The 16,269-nt window shown below is 63.8% G+C and carries 14 protein-coding genes; 3 read left to right on the forward strand and 11 right to left on the reverse strand.

The annotated features are described in order from the left end of the window. Nucleotides 1–46 precede the first annotated feature (46 nt). A complete protein-coding gene (locus tag J2X15_RS12915) occupies nt 47–799 on the reverse strand; it encodes an SDR family oxidoreductase (protein ID WP_310343477.1) in 753 nt (250 codons plus the stop codon). A gap of 126 nt (nt 800–925) precedes the next feature. Between J2X15_RS12915 and J2X15_RS12920 the strand changes: the two genes are divergently transcribed. After that, the gene (locus J2X15_RS12920; RefSeq protein ID WP_310343479.1) at nt 926–1,855 is read left to right on the forward strand and encodes a LysR family transcriptional regulator; all 930 of its coding nucleotides are present in this window, start codon (nt 926–928) and stop codon (nt 1,853–1,855) included. A gap of 66 nt (nt 1,856–1,921) precedes the next feature. On the opposite strand, the gene gap is transcribed toward J2X15_RS12920, so the two are convergent. Both gap and tkt read right to left on the reverse strand, forming a co-directional pair. Next, entirely contained in the window at nt 1,922–2,920 is a 999-nt protein-coding gene (gap, locus tag J2X15_RS12925) for a type I glyceraldehyde-3-phosphate dehydrogenase (protein ID WP_310343481.1), read from the reverse strand. A 47-nt stretch (nt 2,921–2,967) separates the two neighbouring features. After that, entirely contained in the window at nt 2,968–5,046 is a 2,079-nt protein-coding gene (tkt, locus tag J2X15_RS12930) for a transketolase (RefSeq protein ID WP_310343483.1), read from the reverse strand. Between the two features lie 133 nt (nt 5,047–5,179). Between tkt and J2X15_RS12935 the strand changes: the two genes are divergently transcribed. Together J2X15_RS12935 and speD are read left to right on the forward strand one after the other, a co-directional pair. After that, a complete protein-coding gene (locus tag J2X15_RS12935) occupies nt 5,180–6,301 on the forward strand; it encodes an NADH:flavin oxidoreductase/NADH oxidase (protein WP_310343485.1) in 1,122 nt (373 codons plus the stop codon). 13 nt (nt 6,302–6,314) lie between these two features. Next, complete coding sequence (speD, locus tag J2X15_RS12940; protein WP_310343486.1) at nt 6,315–6,719, forward strand: adenosylmethionine decarboxylase; 405 nt, start codon at nt 6,315–6,317, stop codon at nt 6,717–6,719. On the opposite strand, the gene J2X15_RS12945 is transcribed toward speD, so the two are convergent. From J2X15_RS12945 to J2X15_RS12980, 8 genes are all read right to left on the reverse strand, one after another. After that, entirely contained in the window at nt 6,703–8,535 is a 1,833-nt protein-coding gene (locus tag J2X15_RS12945; RefSeq protein ID WP_310343488.1) for a M48 family metallopeptidase, read from the reverse strand. The two genes, speD and J2X15_RS12945, sit on opposite strands and share 17 nt — an antisense overlap. 132 nt (nt 8,536–8,667) lie before the next feature. Beyond that, nucleotides 8,668–10,941 carry a penicillin-binding protein 1A gene (locus J2X15_RS12950; RefSeq protein ID WP_310343490.1) on the reverse strand — a complete coding sequence of 758 codons (2,274 nt, stop codon included), beginning with the start codon at nt 10,939–10,941 and terminating at the stop codon, nt 8,668–8,670. 71 nt (nt 10,942–11,012) lie between these two features. Further along, complete coding sequence (locus tag J2X15_RS12955; RefSeq protein ID WP_310343493.1) at nt 11,013–12,638, reverse strand: FAD-dependent oxidoreductase; 1,626 nt, start codon at nt 12,636–12,638, stop codon at nt 11,013–11,015. Next, nucleotides 12,635–13,198, reverse strand: a complete 564-nt coding sequence (locus J2X15_RS12960) for a DUF4166 domain-containing protein (protein ID WP_310343495.1) — start codon at nt 13,196–13,198, stop codon at nt 12,635–12,637. The genes J2X15_RS12955 and J2X15_RS12960 overlap by 4 nt, the downstream gene beginning before the upstream one ends. Then, complete coding sequence (locus J2X15_RS12965; RefSeq protein ID WP_310343497.1) at nt 13,195–13,659, reverse strand: thiol-disulfide oxidoreductase DCC family protein; 465 nt, start codon at nt 13,657–13,659, stop codon at nt 13,195–13,197. The genes J2X15_RS12960 and J2X15_RS12965 overlap by 4 nt, the downstream gene beginning before the upstream one ends. Next, nucleotides 13,656–14,468, reverse strand: coding sequence for a CPBP family intramembrane glutamic endopeptidase (locus J2X15_RS12970; RefSeq protein WP_310343499.1), 813 nt, complete (start codon nt 14,466–14,468; stop codon nt 13,656–13,658). The genes J2X15_RS12965 and J2X15_RS12970 overlap by 4 nt, the downstream gene beginning before the upstream one ends. After that, on the reverse strand, nt 14,465–16,039 hold the full coding sequence (locus J2X15_RS12975) for a polyamine aminopropyltransferase (protein ID WP_310343501.1): 1,575 nt from the start codon (nt 16,037–16,039) through the stop codon (nt 14,465–14,467). Before J2X15_RS12975 ends, J2X15_RS12970 begins: the two co-directional genes overlap by 4 nt. Further along, nucleotides 16,036–16,254, reverse strand: a complete 219-nt coding sequence (locus J2X15_RS12980) for a DUF350 domain-containing protein (protein WP_310343503.1) — start codon at nt 16,252–16,254, stop codon at nt 16,036–16,038. The genes J2X15_RS12975 and J2X15_RS12980 overlap by 4 nt, the downstream gene beginning before the upstream one ends. Nucleotides 16,255–16,269: the final 15 nt, after the last annotated feature.

Consider the following 16,269-nt stretch of genomic DNA (forward strand, 5'->3'; position numbering starts at 1 on the left):
TGCCGAGGGCGATAGCTCAAAGGCTGGCAGAAGGTGCCGTCTGCAATCAGCCGTTAAGAGTGCGACCACCGTCAACGATGATTTCGGAGCCGACCGTCCATCGGGACTCGTCGGAAGCGAGGTACAGCACCGCCTTGGCTACTTCCTCCGGCGTGCCGAAGCGGCCGAACGGAATGGTTGCGGCGATGTCCTTGTTGAGCTGATCGCGATAGGCGTCAGGAATGCCCATCTTGTCGTACAGCGGCGTTTCAACCGGGCCAGGGCTGACGGCGTTGACACGGATACCGCGTCCGAGCAGTTCGCTCGAAAGCGTCTTCGACATGTTTAGAAACGCGGCCTTGGTCGCGGCATAGACCGACGAATTCGCCGCGCCGACGTGCGCGCTGACCGACGTATTGAGCACCACCGATGCGGGGTTCGCGAAAACAGGCAACAGTGCTTGGATCAGGAAGTAAGGCCCCTTGACGTTGATGTCGAACGAGCGATCAAACATTTCCTCCGTCCACGCTTCGATCGGCAACCAGACGGAGACGCCGGCGTTGAGAAAGGCGATGTCGAGCTGGCCATAGTGCGTCTGGACGGCTTGCGCCAACGCCTTCTGCGCGGCCACACTGGCTGAGTCTGCACGCAGCACCAGGACCTCGCTACCCAGCTCCGCCTGGGCCTTTGCGATGGAATCCGGATTGACGCCGGTGACGATGACGCGTGCGCCTTCGGCAAGGAACTGTTTGGCCGTTTCCAGGCCAATGCCGCTGGTGCCGCCGGTGATGAGAGTACGTTTGCCTTGCAAGCGGGACATAAAAGTTCTCCTGTAGATGATTCGGGGGTCAACCAACCTTGGCTGACCTGCCAAGGGGAGAACTATCCACTCATAGTGGAAATTGCATAAGATGGTATTTATGAATACATTTCATGCGCCAATTGCATGAATAAAGGGCTTCACGTGGATCGTTTTTTGTTGATGACATGCTTCGCTCGTGCTGTGGAGACGGGCAGTTTCTCCGCTGCGGGCCGCGACTTGGGTTTAGGGCAGCCGAACGTCAGTCGCCATGTGGCGGCACTGGAAGATCATCTGCAAACCAGGTTGCTGCACCGGTCGACGCGCAAGCTTGCCCTCACACCTGAGGGGGAACGCTACTACGCGGAAGCCCGGCGAATTCTTGACGCCGTGGACGAATCAGAGTCGTCGTTCAGGGAGAACGTCAACCCCTCCGGATTGCTGCGCGTCGCTTGTCCGACGGCACTGGCCCATACATTCGTGTTGCCGCATGTGCCTGCCTTCCTGGGGCGCTATCCAGGGTTGTCGCTGGACCTCCAGATCAATGACCGCTATGTGAATCTGGTCGATGAGGGCGCTGAGCTCGCGATTCGGATCGGGCATTTGGAAGACAGCGCACTGCGCGCGCGGCGCATCGGTTTGTTCGAGCGCGTGTGCGTTGCCAGCAAGGGGTACCTGGCCCAACGCGGAGTCCCCAGCACGCCCGATGATCTGCGCGAGCACGATTGCGTGGTCTACACCTTGCTGTCGACTGGTGCCACATGGCGTTTCCGGGATACCGATGTTCCCGTCTCTGGCAGGCTTCGGGTCAACTCACCTGAGGCCGCACGCCAATCTGTCAATGCGGGGCTGGGGATCGCACTTGGCCCGGAATGGCTGTTTGAGGAAGGGCTGAAGAACGGAAATTTGCAATTGCTGCTGACGGAATATGGTGCCCCGCCTGTGCCTATACAAATCATTTATGTAGCGAACAGACTTCTTCCGAAGCGGGCCATCGTCTTCATGGATTTCATCGCCGAAGCATTTTCAAAGGTTCCGGCACTCAACGCTCGCAACGGATTACCTCCATTGCAATAAATCTATTGCAATGGAGGCCCGCCCGAGGCAGGCCTCGGCGTAGAGCAGCCCAGTCCGCAGCGGTGCTTACTTGGCGACTACGCGAGCCATTTCCAACACCTTGTTGGAGTAACCCCATTCGTTGTCGTACCAGCTCACCAGCTTGACGAAGGTGCCGTCCAGGGCGATGGAGGCTTCGGCGTCGTAGATGGAGGTGCGGCTGTCACCGCGGAAGTCGGTGGCCACCACTTTGTCTTCGGTGTAACCCAGCACGCCCTTGAGTGCGCCTTCGGATTGCGCCTTCAACTCGGCATTGATCTCGGCCAATGTGGCGGAGGTGTTCAGTTCCACGGTCAGGTCAACCACGGACACATCGCTGGTCGGCACGCGGAAGGACATGCCGGTGAGCTTCTTGTTCAGCTCAGGAATCACCACACCCACGGCCTTGGCAGCACCAGTGCTGGAAGGAATGATGTTTTCCAGAATGCCGCGGCCACCGCGCCAGTCTTTGTTGGAAGGGCCGTCCACCGTCTTCTGGGTGGCAGTGGTGGCGTGCACGGTAGTCATCAGGCCGCGCTTGATACCGAACTTGTCGTGGATCACCTTGGCCAGAGGGGCCAGGCAGTTGGTGGTGCACGAAGCGTTGGAGATGATGGCCTCACCCTTGTAGGTGGTGTGGTTCACGCCGTAAACGAACATGGGGGTGTCGTCCTTGGAAGGCGCCGACAGGATGACCTTCTTGGCGCCAGCGTCGATGTGCTTTTGCGCGGTTTCCTTGGTCAGGAACAGGCCGGTGGATTCGACCACGATGTCGGCACCGACGTCGGACCACTTCAGGTTGGCAGGGTCACGCTCTTGCGTCAGGCGGATCTTCTTGCCGTTGACGATGAGGGCGCCGTTGTCGATGGACACGTCACCCTTGAAGCGGCCGTGCACGCTGTCGTACTGCAGCATATAGGCGAGGTAGTCAGGCTCCAGCAAGTCGTTGATGCCGACGATTTCCACGTCGTTGAAGTTCTGGATGGCGGCGCGGAACACCATGCGGCCGATGCGGCCAAAACCGTTGATACCAATCTTGATAGTCATGTGCTTCTCTCTTCAAAAAAATGTCGAACCAAAAACCAGATGCCTGTTTACGCCTTGCGGGTCAGCGCCGTCTGTACGGTGTCCGCAACGTTCTCGGCGGTAAAGCCGAAGTGCTTGAACAGCACGGGCGCGGGAGCGGATTCACCATAGGTGTCCAAGCCCACCACGGCCGCGGTGCCGTACTTCCACCAGCCACCGGTGGAGCCCATTTCAACCGCCACGCGCGGCAGGCCGGCGGGCAGAACCGCAGACTTGTATTCGCTGCTTTGCAGGTCAAACGTGGTGGTGGAAGGCATGGAGACCACGCGCACCGCAATCTTGCGCTCTGCCAGCAGCTTTTGGGCGGCGATGGCCAGTTGCACTTCGGAACCGGTGGCAATGATCACGGCCTGGGTCTTCTTCTTAAGGCCCACGTCCGAAGGCTCGGACAGCACATAGGCGCCCTTGCTGATGGCGTCCAGACCGGAGGCATCGGGTGCATCGGCGGAGTCTGTTTTGGCAATATAGGCAATGTTCTGGCGGCTCAGCAGCAGTGCGGTGGGTTTGGCCTTGTTTTGCAGAGCCACGGTCCATGCCACGGCGGTTTCTGCCGTATCGGCAGGGCGCCACACGTCCAGGTTGGGAATCAGACGCAGGCTGGCGGCGTGCTCAATGGACTGGTGGGTGGGGCCGTCTTCGCCCAGACCGATGGAGTCGTGCGTGAACACGTGCACCACACGCAGCTTCATCAGTGCGGCCATGCGGATGGCGTTGCGGCTGTAGTCGCTGAAGGTCAGGAAGGTACCGCCGTAGGGGATGAAACCACCGTGCAGGGCGACGCCGTTCATGATGGCGGCCATGCCGAATTCGCGCACACCGTAGTTGATGTGGCGGCCGCCCTGGCCGGCTTCGTTGGTCACCACGGCGCCGGTCAGCGCGTCAAAGCGCAGGTTGGGCGTGCTCTTGGTGTTGGTGAGGTTGGATCCGGTCAAATCAGCCGAGCCGCCCAGCAGCTCAGGCAAAGCGGCGGTGAAGGACTCCAGCGCCAGCTGGCTGGCCTTGCGGCTGGCCACGGTTTCGCCCTTTTGGTGGGCAGCAATCACGGTGTCCACCGCGGTCTGCACAAATCCCTTGGGCAGGTCGCCCTTCATGCGGCGCAGCAGTTCCTTGGCCAGCTCGGGGAAGGCTGCTTTGTAGGCGGCGAACTTGTCGTTCCAGGCGGCCTCTGCGGCCTTGCCTTTTTCCTTGGCGTCCCAGTCGGCATACACCTCTTTGGGGATGACGAAGGGCGCATGGCTCCAGCCGATGGCTTCGCGTGTGAGCTTGATTTCTTCGGCGCCCAGGGGTTCGCCGTGGGCCTTGGAGGTGTTGGCACGGTTGGGGCTGCCCTTGCCGATGTGGGTCTTGCTGATGATCAGCGTGGGGCGGTTGTCCGTGCCGGCCTTGGCCTGCGCAATGGCAGCAGACACAGCGGCAGCATCGTGGCCGTCCACCGGGCCGATGACGTTCCAGCCATAGGCAACAAAACGCTGGGCGGTGTTGTCGATGAACCAGGGCGCGACCTGGCCGTCGATGGAGATGCCGTTGTCGTCGTACAGCGCAATCAGCTTGCCCAGCTTCCAGGCGCCGGCCAATGCGGCGGCTTCGTGGCTGATGCCTTCCATCAGGCAACCGTCACCCATGAACACATAGGTGTGGTGGTCCACGATGGCATGGCCTTCGCGGTTGAACTCTTTGGCCAGCAACTTTTCAGCCAGGGCAAAGCCCACGGCATTGGTGATGCCCTGGCCCAGCGGGCCGGTGGTGGTTTCCACACCGGCGGTATAGCCAAACTCCGGATGACCCGGGGTCTTGCTGTGCAACTGGCGGAAGTTCTTCAGCTCTGCAATCGGCAGCTTGTAGCCGGTCAGGTGCAGCAGCGCATAGATCAGCATGGAGCCGTGGCCGTTGGACAGGATGAAGCGGTCACGGTTCAACCAGCCAGGGTTGGTCGGGTTGTGGCTCAGGTGCTCGCCCCACAACGCTACGGCCATGTCTGCCATGCCCATGGGGGCGCCGGGGTGACCCGAGTTGGCTTGTTGGACGGCGTCCATGGCAAGTGCGCGGATGGCATTCGCCATGTCTTTGGTATTGGGGGTGGGGGCCATGCGGGGGCAACTCCGGGGTAAGGTTGAAAAACGGTGGGAAGGGTGAAACTCCCCCGATTTTACCGGGCCGCGCCGAGGGGACGTTACACGGCGGTACCGCACCGCCTTTGATCCTTGGGCTATGCTTTTGTGCATGAGCCTGCTTTTCACTCCCCTGACCCTACCATCGCCCCGTGGTGGCCTCACCCTGCCCAACCGCATCGTCATCGCACCCATGTGCCAGTACCAGTCCGTCAACGGTGAAGCCACCGACTGGCACCTGATGCACTGGGCCAACTTGCTCAACAGCGGTGCCGGCCTGTTCACCATCGAGGCCACCGGTGTGCTGCCCGAAGGCCGCATCACCTCGGCCTGCCTGGGCCTGTGGGACGACCGCACCGAAGCCGCGCTGGCCGACAAGCTGGCGCGTGCACGCAAACTGGCACCCCAGGTGCCGGTATGCATCCAGCTCGCGCACGCAGGGCGCAAGGCCTCCAGCCATATTCCATGGGAAGGCGGCCAGCTGATGGCACCCGAAGACGGCGGCTGGGAGACCTTTGGCCCGTCGGCACTGCCGCAACTGCCAGGCGAAGCCCCGCCCACCGAGCTGAACGCGACCGGCATGGAACGCATCAAGCAAGGCTTTGTCGACGCCGCACGTCGTGCCGACCGTATGGGCATTGAAGCCATTGAAATCCATAGCGCCCATGGCTACCTGCTGCACGAATTTCTATCACCCATTGCCAACCAGCGCCATGACGCTTACGGTGGCAATTTCGAGAACCGTATCCGCTTTCCGCTGGAGGTGTTTGCTGCGGTGCGCGCGGTCTATGACGGCGTGCTGGGCCTGCGTCTCTCGGCCACAGACTGGGTGGAAGGTGCATGGGACGTCCACCAGAGCGCCGAGTTTGCCAAGCGCCTGAAGGCCCTGGGTTGCGACTTCATCCATGTGTCCAGCGGCGGCGTGTCGCCGCAGCAAAAAATCGCTCTGGGGCCCAACTACCAGGTGGACTTTGCGCGGCAGATCCGCGAGACCAGTGGCCTCTTGACCATTGCCGTGGGCCTGATCACCGATCCGCACCAGGCCGAGGCCATTTTGCAAAGCGGCGAGGCCGACCTGGTGGGCCTGGCGCGTGCCTTTTTGTACCAGCCCCGCTGGGGCTGGCAAGCCGCGGCCGCGCTGGGTGGCGTGGTGCAGGCCAACCCGGTGTATTGGCGCAGCCTGCCTCGAGAGGCCCAGGCCGTGTTCGGCAAGGTGGCCGTAGGCACCCGCTGAGCGTGCCCTCACCATGCAAGGACTTCACCTCACCGCCGACCTGCATGGCTGCCGCTGTGCGATGGACTGGCTAACCGAGGCCGGGCCACTGGTCGACTTCTGCGTGCGCGCCGTGCAAGCGGCCGGGCTGCAAGCCGTGTCCCAGGCGACGCACGCCTTCCCCGCCACAGACCAGGGCCCTGGCGGCGTGACCGCTACGGTGCTGCTGGCCGAGTCGCACCTGTGCGTGCACACCTGGCCCGAGCAACGCGCGGTGACGCTGGATGTGTATGTCTGCAACATGGGCAGCGACCACTCGGCCAAGGCGTATGCCCTGCTGGCCACGCTGATGCAGCTGTTTGATGCGAAGCATGTCGAGCAGCACCAGTTGCAACGCGGCACGCTGCCGCAGCCCCCGCAAGCTACTGCGCCCGCATGATCTGGTGGCGGCGCCAATAGTGGCTGACGGCGGCATTGAACGCGTCTTTTTGTTTGCCCAGGCCCGCCAATTTGAGCTTGGTGGTCTTGGCGCCTATCAGGCCTTTTTCATGCAGGGTGACGATGAGGCTGTCGCCAAAACTGCTCTCCTTGTACTGCAGGGACTTGACGCTGTCCCAGGGCAGCACGTCCTCTCCTGAAGGCGCAATGCCGCTGTAGTTGATCTCGATGGACGCCTGGTTCTTGAGCGCAAACACCACCGGCGGAAAGTACTTGAGCACCAGTTGGCGCTCTTCGTCGTTGGCCGGCTCATAGCGGTAGGCCAGGGTCTGCTCATGGTTCTGGGCAAACTGGGCCTCGTACTGCGCCCACAGGCGCCGCTCAATGTCCGCGGCCGTCAGGATCTCATCGGCCCAGGTGGTGGTGGGCGTTTCGCGCACGATGGCGCCGTAGTTGTCCGGCAGCACAACGTGGCCCACATGGCGCATGCGCTGGGCGATGGGCGGGTGGCTGTCAAACGGGTGAGGCACGTGGGCCGTGCGCATGTCGTCAAAGAAATCGTCCGATGCCGCATACGGGTGCAGGCCCTGCGCCACGGCCTGCCCAATGCCCAGCGCACCGTCGAGTTTGCGGTCGCTTTCAAACAGCGTGCGTTCGGTGTTGGAGCGGTAATGGTCGTAGGCCGCAATCTTGATGAGCGACTGCACGATGCCCTGCGGCGACACTAGCTTGGCGGCCATGCGGTCGGCCTTGAACTCGCGCGCCCGGCTGTCGCGCGACAGCGCGAGCTGGAACACCATGCGGTAGAGCTGCATAAATGGCACCACCACGAACGCCAGACCGCCTTCGCCCAGGCCGTGCATGTAGTGGTCGTACTGCTGCAGCTTGGGGCCTAGCCGCGCACTGTTGCGCGTGTCGCCGCCGCGGAAGTGCGCCAGTTCGTGGCCCAGCACCGCGTCAGCCTCTTGCAGGCTCAGCACGCGCAGCAGCGGAATGCTGACGAACAAGCTGCGTCCCTGCAAGGTCTTTTGGCCTACGGTGAGCGGGGTTTCAGTCACAAAGAAATTGGTGTCTATGCCGGCCACGATGTGGTCGGGTGGCGCCGTCTTCAGGCGCGCCGCCATGTGGCGGATGCGGCGCCACAGCAAGGGGGCGTCGGACTCGGTCACCACCTCACCCTCCACCGTGTTGTTCAGCGCCACGCGCTGGAAAATTTTCATGACCACCACCCACACCGCACCCAGCGCCAGCACGCCGGCAATGAGGATCAGCTTGAGGTAGTACTTGTGGAAGAAAAACGCGGTCACCCAGAACGACAGCCACACCAACGCGGCACCCTGCACCACCACCGCAGCCGCACTGGCCAGCATCATCAGGCGCCAGCCCACCACAAAGCTGCCGTACTGCAGCTTGCGGTTTCCAAACGCCAGCGCGCCCAGTGCTGCAATCGCGAGCAAGACAACCACCCCAGCCACCAGGGTCCAGCCCGCGACCTGGCGCACCAGATGGAACTGCCAGACCTCGCCAAACGGCTCGCAGACGGCCTCTCGGTAGCGCTGCGCATCGGGCTCGCGGTTGTCGCAGATGGTGGAGGGCGGTCGCTGGCGGTAGAAGGCGATATGCGCTTCCTTCTCCTCACTGGAGGCCGTGGTGTCCGCGTAGACACGTTCTTCCACTGAACGCTGGAAGGCCACATCGTCCTGGTGGGCGGCGTAACGGACGAAGCCGTAGGTCAGCGCGGGGATGAGAAAAAGCGCCAGTGCCGCAAAGCAAAGGACCTTGAGCAGCTGGCTGCGCAGTGCGTTGTCTGGATTCATGGATGCAGGCCTGTTTATCTGTGTTGTATCCAGCCACACCCTGTCGTGCAGCCTCCCGCGTAAATTCTAGGGGGCTGGCAGGTTCGCCCTGCACACGCTTAACGGCCAGCCACAGCCGCTGGTCCGAAATTCTCAGTGCACCACAGGCGCCCAAGGCGGTGCCAGGCTGGACTCCAGCGTGGGGTGCACGGCCAGGGACGGGCTGATGGTCTGCGCGTCCATGCCCAGGGTGCGCACGAAGCCACCGAAAGCCCATTCGCTGTAGCGCCAGTCACCATCGATGCGCTCCACCCCGGCGGGCGGCTGCACCTCCTGCACGGGCACACCCTTGAGGGCCGTAGCCATGAACTCGATCCACGCGGGCAGCGCCAATGCGGAACCCGACGCGCGCGAGCCCAGGCTGCGCGGTGTGTCGTAGCCCACCCAGGCCACGGCCACCAGGCTGGGCTGGTAACCCGCGAACCACGCGTCCACCACATCGTTGGTGGTACCGGTTTTGCCATACAGGTCGGGGCGTTTCAGCGTGGCCTGGGCACGGGCAGCAGTGCCCACGCGCGTGACATCCTGCAGCAGGCTGGAGACGAGGAAGGTGTTGCGCTGCGGCACGGTGCGCAAGGACTCATTCAACGCCTGCGTCGGGGCCTCGAACACCACTTCACCATTGGCACGGGTGATGGTCTTGACAAACTGCGGCGCCACACGGAAGCCGCCGTTGGCCAGCACGGCGTAGGCACCGGCCAGTTGCAGCGGGTTGGTCGAACCCGTACCCAGGGCCTGCGTGAGATCAGCGGGCTGGCGTTCCACATCGAAACCGAAACGGCTGGTCCAGTCCCGCGCGCCCTGGGGCGAGAGAAACTGCATGAGCCGGATGGACACCAGGTTTTTGGAGCGGGCCAGTGCGGTTCGCAGGGTGATGGGGCCGTCGGTGCTGCCATCGTCGTTTTCCGGTGCCCAGTCGCCCACGTTTTCCAGTGGCGCGTCATTGACCAGGGTGTCGGGCTGCACACCGTTTTCGATGGCGCCGGAATAGATGAAAGGCTTGTAGCTGGAACCGGGCTGGCGCCAGCCCTGGGTCACATGGTTGAACTGGTTGCGGTGAAAGTCAAAGCCCCCCACCAACGCACGCACCTCGCCATTGAGCGGGTCCAGCGCCACGAAGGCGCCCTCGGTTTCGGGCCACTGCACCAGCGCCCAGGTCTTGCCCTGTTGCACCACACGCACCACCGCACCACGGCGCACCTTCACCTTGTTGGAGGCGGAGTCGGCCAGGCCGCTTTGCGCGGCGCGCAGGCCTGCGCCGTCGATCTGCAACACCTCGCCCGAGGCCAACACCACGGTCACCGCCTTCGGGGTGGCGCGTGTGACGATGGCCAGGCGCAGGTCATCGTCGTCGTCAAAGTCGGCCAGGGCCTGGGCCACGGCGGGGTCATCGTCCTTGAGTGCCGGGGCCAGGGCCTCAAAGCCTTCGGGGCCGCGCCACGCCTGGCGCAGCGAGTGCTCCACCAGCGTACGGCGCAGGGCCTTGTACGCGGCCTGTTGCTCCGTAGAGCGCAGGGTGGTGGTGACGTTCAGGCCCGTGGTGTAGCTGAGTTCACCAAACTGGGCGTACACCTGCTGGCGCACCATCTCGGCCACGTACTCGGCATGCACCTCCACGTCATTGAGCTTGCGCACCACCAATTTTTCCAGCAGCGCCTCGGCATACTGCCCACCGTCAATCACACCTTGCGAGCGCATGCGACCCAGGGCCACCAACTGCCGCGCCCGCGCCCGCTCCAGGTTGTGGATAGGGTTGGCGAAATAGGGGTTTTGCGGCAAGCCCGCCAGCATGGCGCACTCGGCTGGCGTAAGCGCCGACAGGGTTTTGCCAAAGTAGGTTTGCGCCGCGGCCTCAAAGCCGTAGGAACGTGAACCCAGATAAATCTGGTTCATGTAGAGCTCCAGGATCTGGTCCTTGCTGAGCTGCGATTCAATCTTGAAGGCCAGCATGGCCTCCTTGAGTTTGCGCTCCACCGTGCGCGAGCGGCTCAGAAAGAACGTACGCGCCACCTGCTGCGTGATGGTGGAGGCGCCCTGCATGCGCCCGCCCGTCACGATGGCCAGCGCCGCGCGTGCCATGCCCACCGGGTCCAACCCGTGGTGCGAGTAAAAGCGCGAGTCTTCCACCGCCAGCAGGCTGTCTTTCATCAGCGCAGGAATCTGGTCAATGCGCTGGTACACCCGCTTCTCGGCGCCAAAGCCGCCAATCTCCACGCCATCGGCCGTGAGCACACGCAGCGGCTGCTTGGGCTGGTAGTTGGACAGCGAGGAGGTATCGGGCAGCTGCGGGTACAAGAAGGCGATGGCCGACAGCAAAAACGCCACCGCCAGCACGCCCAGTACCAGGCTGATTTTGAGAAGACGCATGGGCCAAGGGCCCCAGGGAATGGTTGGCATAGAGATGAAAGGGTGAGCGCGCATTATGAACAGCCGCCTGCCTAGGCCTGACCGGCCACGTGCCCCAGCGTGAAGGCCTCTTCAAAGATGGAGTAGCCCGCCCAGTCGCTGTGGGCAAACCGCAGGCGGCCTTGGGCGAGCGTAAATTGCTCTTTTTTTGATAGCTGTTTGCGCACATCTGACGAGGGCTGGAAGCCAATTTGACCTGCAACCGATGGCACCGGGATGGCCATGGCATGGCCGTAGCGGGTCAGCTCCATGCGCGTGGCTTTGGCGGGCAGGTCGGGGTGGGCGGTGGCCAGTTCGGCCAGGATGGTGTCGCGCCAATGGGTCCACGGCTGCTCCAGCAGCTGCTTGCGCCCGGCGCTGGGTCCACCCGCCACATCACCCAGCGCGCGGTAGTGGGTCAGCACCGTGGCACCGGGCACGGGGTGCAGGCTCTGGTGCATGGCATCCACGTAGCCCAGTCCGCCACCGGCCTCGGTGTAAATCACGTTGTCCCAGCTTGGCGCCGGGCCGGGCCGATCCCGCAGCGGTTCGCGGATATGGATGTTGGCCACCAGCCAGGGCGCGTAGACCACGCGCTGTGCGGCTTGGCGCAAAAAGTCGGGTGCGCCTTCCACCACGCGCGCCGCCACAAAAATCGGCAGCGCCACGATGGCCTGCTGCGCCTGCCAGCGTTCTACCTGCTGCGTCGCGGTGTTGAAGGCGTCCACCTCCACGCCGTGCCGGCCCTGTGCCACGCGCAGCACCACACAGCCCGTGCGCAGGCGCTCGCCCAGGGGCGCGGCCAGGCGGCGCGTGAGCCAGGCATTGCCCTCGGGCCAAGTCAGCAGGCCTTCGCGCTCGGCGGACTCGGCACCCGGCGCGTGGAAGCCGTGACGGCTGGCGAAGTAGTGGATGCCGGCCCAGGCAGACACCGTGGCAATGCCCGCGCCGTAGTCGTCGCGGCAGCAGTAGTCCAGGTACCAGCGCAGGTGCGGGTCGGTCAGACCGTTTTGCTCCAGATATGCTATGAAAGTCATAGCTGCTAGCGCACGTTTCACGGGGGCCAGAGGCCTGTTTTGTATTGGAATGGTCCACTTGGCTGCGTTGCGTGCCTGCTCCACCAACGCCGAGAACCTGCGGTACTGCACCAGCGTGGACTCGCCCACGCCCTGCACGGGCAGCAGGCCGTCCTGCCAGGTGCCGTTGAAAAACAAGCGCTCCTGGGGGCTGTGGCAGAGGTGGCGCTCGTCGTACTGCCAGCGCCCGGCCACGCGCTGGCGCAGCCCCAGTTCTTCCAGCAGGTCTTGCACTTCGGGCGCGTCGTCGCTGGGCAGCGGTAGGTAGTGCGCACCCAGCGGGCAGGCGATGCCGCCGACCGCGCCACCGCGCGCATTGCCACCCGCGCCGTCTTCCAGCTCCAGCAGCGCAAAGTCGTCTTGTCCGCGCAAGTGCAGGGCGCGCGCCGCGGCCAGGCCGGCCACACCGCCACCAGCGATGACGGTGTGGGTGCGGTGGGTGACGGTGGGCGTCGGCCAAGCGGTGGTGTCGCGCAGTTGGTGGCCGCGCTCCACTTGGATACCGGTAAAGCCGCCGGTGATATGGCGCATGTCGGAAGCCGATGGTGCACAGCCGAGCAAGGGCAGGGGCGCCGCGGCGGCGAGGAAATGGCGGCGTTTCACAGAGCAGCAGGCTCCAGCCAGCCGCGGTACTGCACGAGAAGCCCTGCCAGCGGGTGGGCAATCTCCACATCGAAGTGGAAGCGCCCCTCGGACTCATATTCGCGGCTGTCTCCGCTGGGGAGCAGCAGGGCAGGCAACGGAATGATCCACAAAGCGCCGCTGCGCACCGCCCACAGCAAGGCCCCGTCCACCACCGCTAGAGAAATGTGAAACCGCAGCGGGCCGAACTGCTCCACCAGCAACCCCTGCTGTGGGCCCTGGCCCAGGCTGAAGTGGCTCTCGAACCGCTGCGCGCCAAAGCGCCGCTGCCAGCGCTCCCCGGCGCCCTGTGTTTGCATGTGCACACTGACCGGCACAGCATCGCCCGCCGCAGGAAAGCCGATGACGCGGCACAGCGCACGCGCCAGCAGCCCGGACCCGCGCCGCACCGAGGCCTGGCCCGACATGAGCAAAACTTCGCCGGGCTGGTGCCCGCGCTGCACGGCTGGCGCCAGCTGTGCAAATGCGTTGCCCAGCAGGCGCTGGAACAGGCTGGCGGAGGCGTCGTCCCGCAGGTTCACGAACCGTCTCCCACCACAAAGCGGTCCGCGTCCTTGGGATCCGGCAAGTAGCAGACTTCCTGGCGGCCAAACCAGCGGATGCGGTTGCGTGCCACCCAGCTGTACAGCGCATCGCGCCACGGCAGGGGCAGCGCACGCAACACCCCGACGGCACGCCAAGGCCAGCCCAGACCTTCCGCCATGCGGATGCTGCCTTCCGATTTGATGAAAACCTGGCCCGAGGCGATCAGCAGGTTGCTCTGGTAATCGTCGCCCCCCAGGCCATAGTGGGCATACAGGGCTTGCCCCAAAGGGGTTTGGGCAGCCAGCAGGCGGTACACGCGACGTCGGTCGTGCTTGATAACAAAGTTGGCCCAACCCGAGCACAGCACGCAATGGCCATCGAACACGATGAGTGGCTTGTCATCCGCAAAACGGGGTACGCGGGCATCGCTGCGGTAGCTGTAGGCATGCCCCGTCATACCGCCGCCTTGCCCAGCAAGCGCCGAAGGCCCCAGCTAGCGAGCAGGGCAGCCGCCAAGGCTGCGCCCCAGGCCGCAGCAGGCGCGGACACGGACACGACCGGTGATGTAGCGCCTTCACCCAGGGTGGCGGACAACGCCACGGTGCCCGTGTTGTAGGCGGCATGCAGAGCCATGCAGGGGATCAGGGAGCGGCTGCGCTCGTACAGCCAGCCAAGCAGCAGCCCCATGCCCACGGCCACCACAAACTGGTAGATATTGAGATGGGCCACCCCGAACAACAGCGCTGAACCCCAAATGGCCTGACGCCGGTCGTACTGCTGCAAAAAGCTGCGCAGGATGACGCCCCGGAACAGCATCTCCTCCACGACTGGCGCCAGCACACAAATCGCCAGCACGGTCGCCAAGTCCAGCCCGTCCATGCTGGCAAACATCGCCTCTTCGGCGCGTGACATGGGAAACCAGGCCACCACCAGCTCCGTCACGCTCCAGAACACCAGCAGCAAGCTGGGCACCAGCAAGAGCACCAGGGGGATGAGGAAGACGGCCGTGGCCCAGGGGGAAGTCGCGCTGGGGTGCAACAGTTCGCGGTAGCCCATGCTTTTGAAGTGCAGGATGCCGCTGAGCAGCAGCCCATTGCCCAGGAGCACCACCATCACCATCAGTTGGGAGGAGTGCAGACCCAGCACGTGGCGCGCATCGTACAGGGCCAGGCCCAGCACATACTCCAACACGAACAGGGCTACAAACAGGAAGAAAGCCTCTACCCCGCTGGGGAAGTTGGCTTTTTTTTCGCGCGCTGGTTTCACTTCGCCACCCTGCCCCATTCCTCTTCATACGTCGTCACCAGCACCTGGTTGGACAGCCTGTTCACCTCGGTGGGCACGCGGCCCATGTCTTGCGGAAAGTCGAACAGCAGCGGCAGGCTGGGCACGTTCAGAAAGCGCAGGCCTGCGGGCAGCGAAGTGGGCATGCGCCAAGGGCGACGGCTGGCCAGCACAAATCCCCATTCACCAAAGCTGGGCACATGCGCGTGATACGGCGTGGCGGTCAGACCGACGGATTCGATGGTGGTAACCACGGTCCAGAAACTCTTGCGCGCAATCAGCGGCGAGGTGGTCTGTACCACCGCGTAGCCGGAGGCTGCCAAGTGCTTGTCCAGCAAGGCGTAGAAGGCGTTGGTAAACAGCTTGCCGACCGAGAAGTTGGTGGGGTCGGGGAAGTCGACCACGATGACATCGAACACTTCTTCGGTGCCCTGGAGCCAGGTGAAGGCATCGGTGTTGATGACCTTGACCTTGGGCGAGCGCAGCGACTCGCTGTTGAGCACGGCCAGCTCCGGCGTCTGGGTGAACAGGGTGGTCATGGCCGGGTCCAGCTCCACCAGCGTGACGCTCTCTACGCCGGGGTACTTGAGGATCTCGCGCACGGCCATGCCATCGCCGCCGCCCAACACGGCCACCTTCTTGGGTGACGCGCCGGTGGCCGAGAACGCGGCCATGGCGGGGTGCACCAGGGCCTCGTGGTAGCGGTATTCGTCGCGCTGGGCGAACTGCAGGTTGCCGTTGAGGAAGAGGCGATAGCCCATGCGGCCCTCGCCAGGCGCGTAGGTCACCACGATGCGCTGGTAGGGCGTGGTCTGCGCGATGACGGCCTTGTCCTGGTAGAGCTTGTCCTCGGCCCAGGTAGTGATGTGGTCGGCCACCACCATGCCCGCACCCAGCAGGGCGAGCGTGGCCGCGCAGGCCCAGGCGTGGGCCGCAAAGCGGCGCAGTTCATGGCGGAACAGCCACAGCGCCCACAGCGCCACCACCGCATTCAGCAGCCCAAACAACAGCCCGGTGCGCACCAGCCCCAGCTTGGGCACCAGCAGCAGCGGAAACGCCACCGACACCACCAGCGCACCCAGGTAGTCAAAGGTCAGCACCTGCGAGACCAGATCCTTGAGCGCCACATTGCGCTTGAGGATGCGCATGACCAGCGGAATCTCCAGCCCCACCAGAATGCCCACCAACAGCACCATGGCGTAGAGCACGAAGCGAAAGGAACCCGGCAAAAGGGCATGCGCTACAAAAAGAATAGCTGGTAGCGCACCACCGGCAAGGGCCACCATCAGTTCTATGCGCAAGAAGTGGGCGCTGAGCTGCCGCTCGAAGAAGCGCGACAGGTAGGAGCCAATGCCCATGGCAAACAGGTAGGCCCCGATGACGGTGCTGAACTGCAGCACCGAATCGCCCAGCAGGTACGAGGCCAGCGCACCAGCGGCCAGCTCGTACACCAGCCCGCAGGCCGCCACCACAAACACCGAGGCGAGCAGCGCCACCTCCACCGGGCGCGGCCCGGGGTGCTGCGCCTGCGGCTCCAAGACCTCAGTCTTCAATGGATGGCTGCCGCCACGATGATGCAGATGCCCAGTGACATGGCCGCCACCACCAGGGCCAGCGCCTTGTTCTGCTTTTCCACAATCTCGAGCCACAGGTTATAGGGCGTGATCTTGTCAATGATGAGGAAGCTGATCCAGAAAATCAGCACCCCCATCACCGCATACAGCACCGAGCCCAACACCACATCCGGTTTCAACCAATCCATGGTCATCTCCTTGAAAATTCC

It is taken from the genome of Rhodoferax saidenbachensis, from assembly GCF_031457975.1.
GTDB classification, from domain to species: domain Bacteria; phylum Pseudomonadota; class Gammaproteobacteria; order Burkholderiales; family Burkholderiaceae_C; genus Allorhodoferax; species Allorhodoferax saidenbachensis_A.

Bases quoted from the DNA above. Each gene is read 5' to 3' on its own strand.
- speD (WP_310343486.1), top strand. From the start codon at position 6,315: ATGCAAGGACTTCACCTCACCGCCGACCTGCATGGCTGCCGCTGTGCG.
- J2X15_RS12965 (WP_310343497.1), bottom strand. From the start codon at position 13,659: ATGACGGGGCATGCCTACAGCTACCGCAGCGATGCCCGCGTACCCCGT.
- J2X15_RS12915 (WP_310343477.1), bottom strand. From the start codon at position 799: ATGTCCCGCTTGCAAGGCAAACGTACTCTCATCACCGGCGGCACCAGC.
- gap (WP_310343481.1), bottom strand. From the start codon at position 2,920: ATGACTATCAAGATTGGTATCAACGGTTTTGGCCGCATCGGCCGCATG.
- J2X15_RS12945 (WP_310343488.1), bottom strand. From the start codon at position 8,535: ATGAATCCAGACAACGCACTGCGCAGCCAGCTGCTCAAGGTCCTTTGC.
- tkt (WP_310343483.1), bottom strand. From the start codon at position 5,046: ATGGCCCCCACCCCCAATACCAAAGACATGGCGAATGCCATCCGCGCA.
- J2X15_RS12935 (WP_310343485.1), top strand. From the start codon at position 5,180: ATGAGCCTGCTTTTCACTCCCCTGACCCTACCATCGCCCCGTGGTGGC.
- J2X15_RS12950 (WP_310343490.1), bottom strand. From the start codon at position 10,941: ATGCGTCTTCTCAAAATCAGCCTGGTACTGGGCGTGCTGGCGGTGGCG.
- J2X15_RS12980 (WP_310343503.1), bottom strand. From the start codon at position 16,254: ATGACCATGGATTGGTTGAAACCGGATGTGGTGTTGGGCTCGGTGCTG.
- J2X15_RS12920 (WP_310343479.1), top strand. From the start codon at position 926: ATGAATAAAGGGCTTCACGTGGATCGTTTTTTGTTGATGACATGCTTC.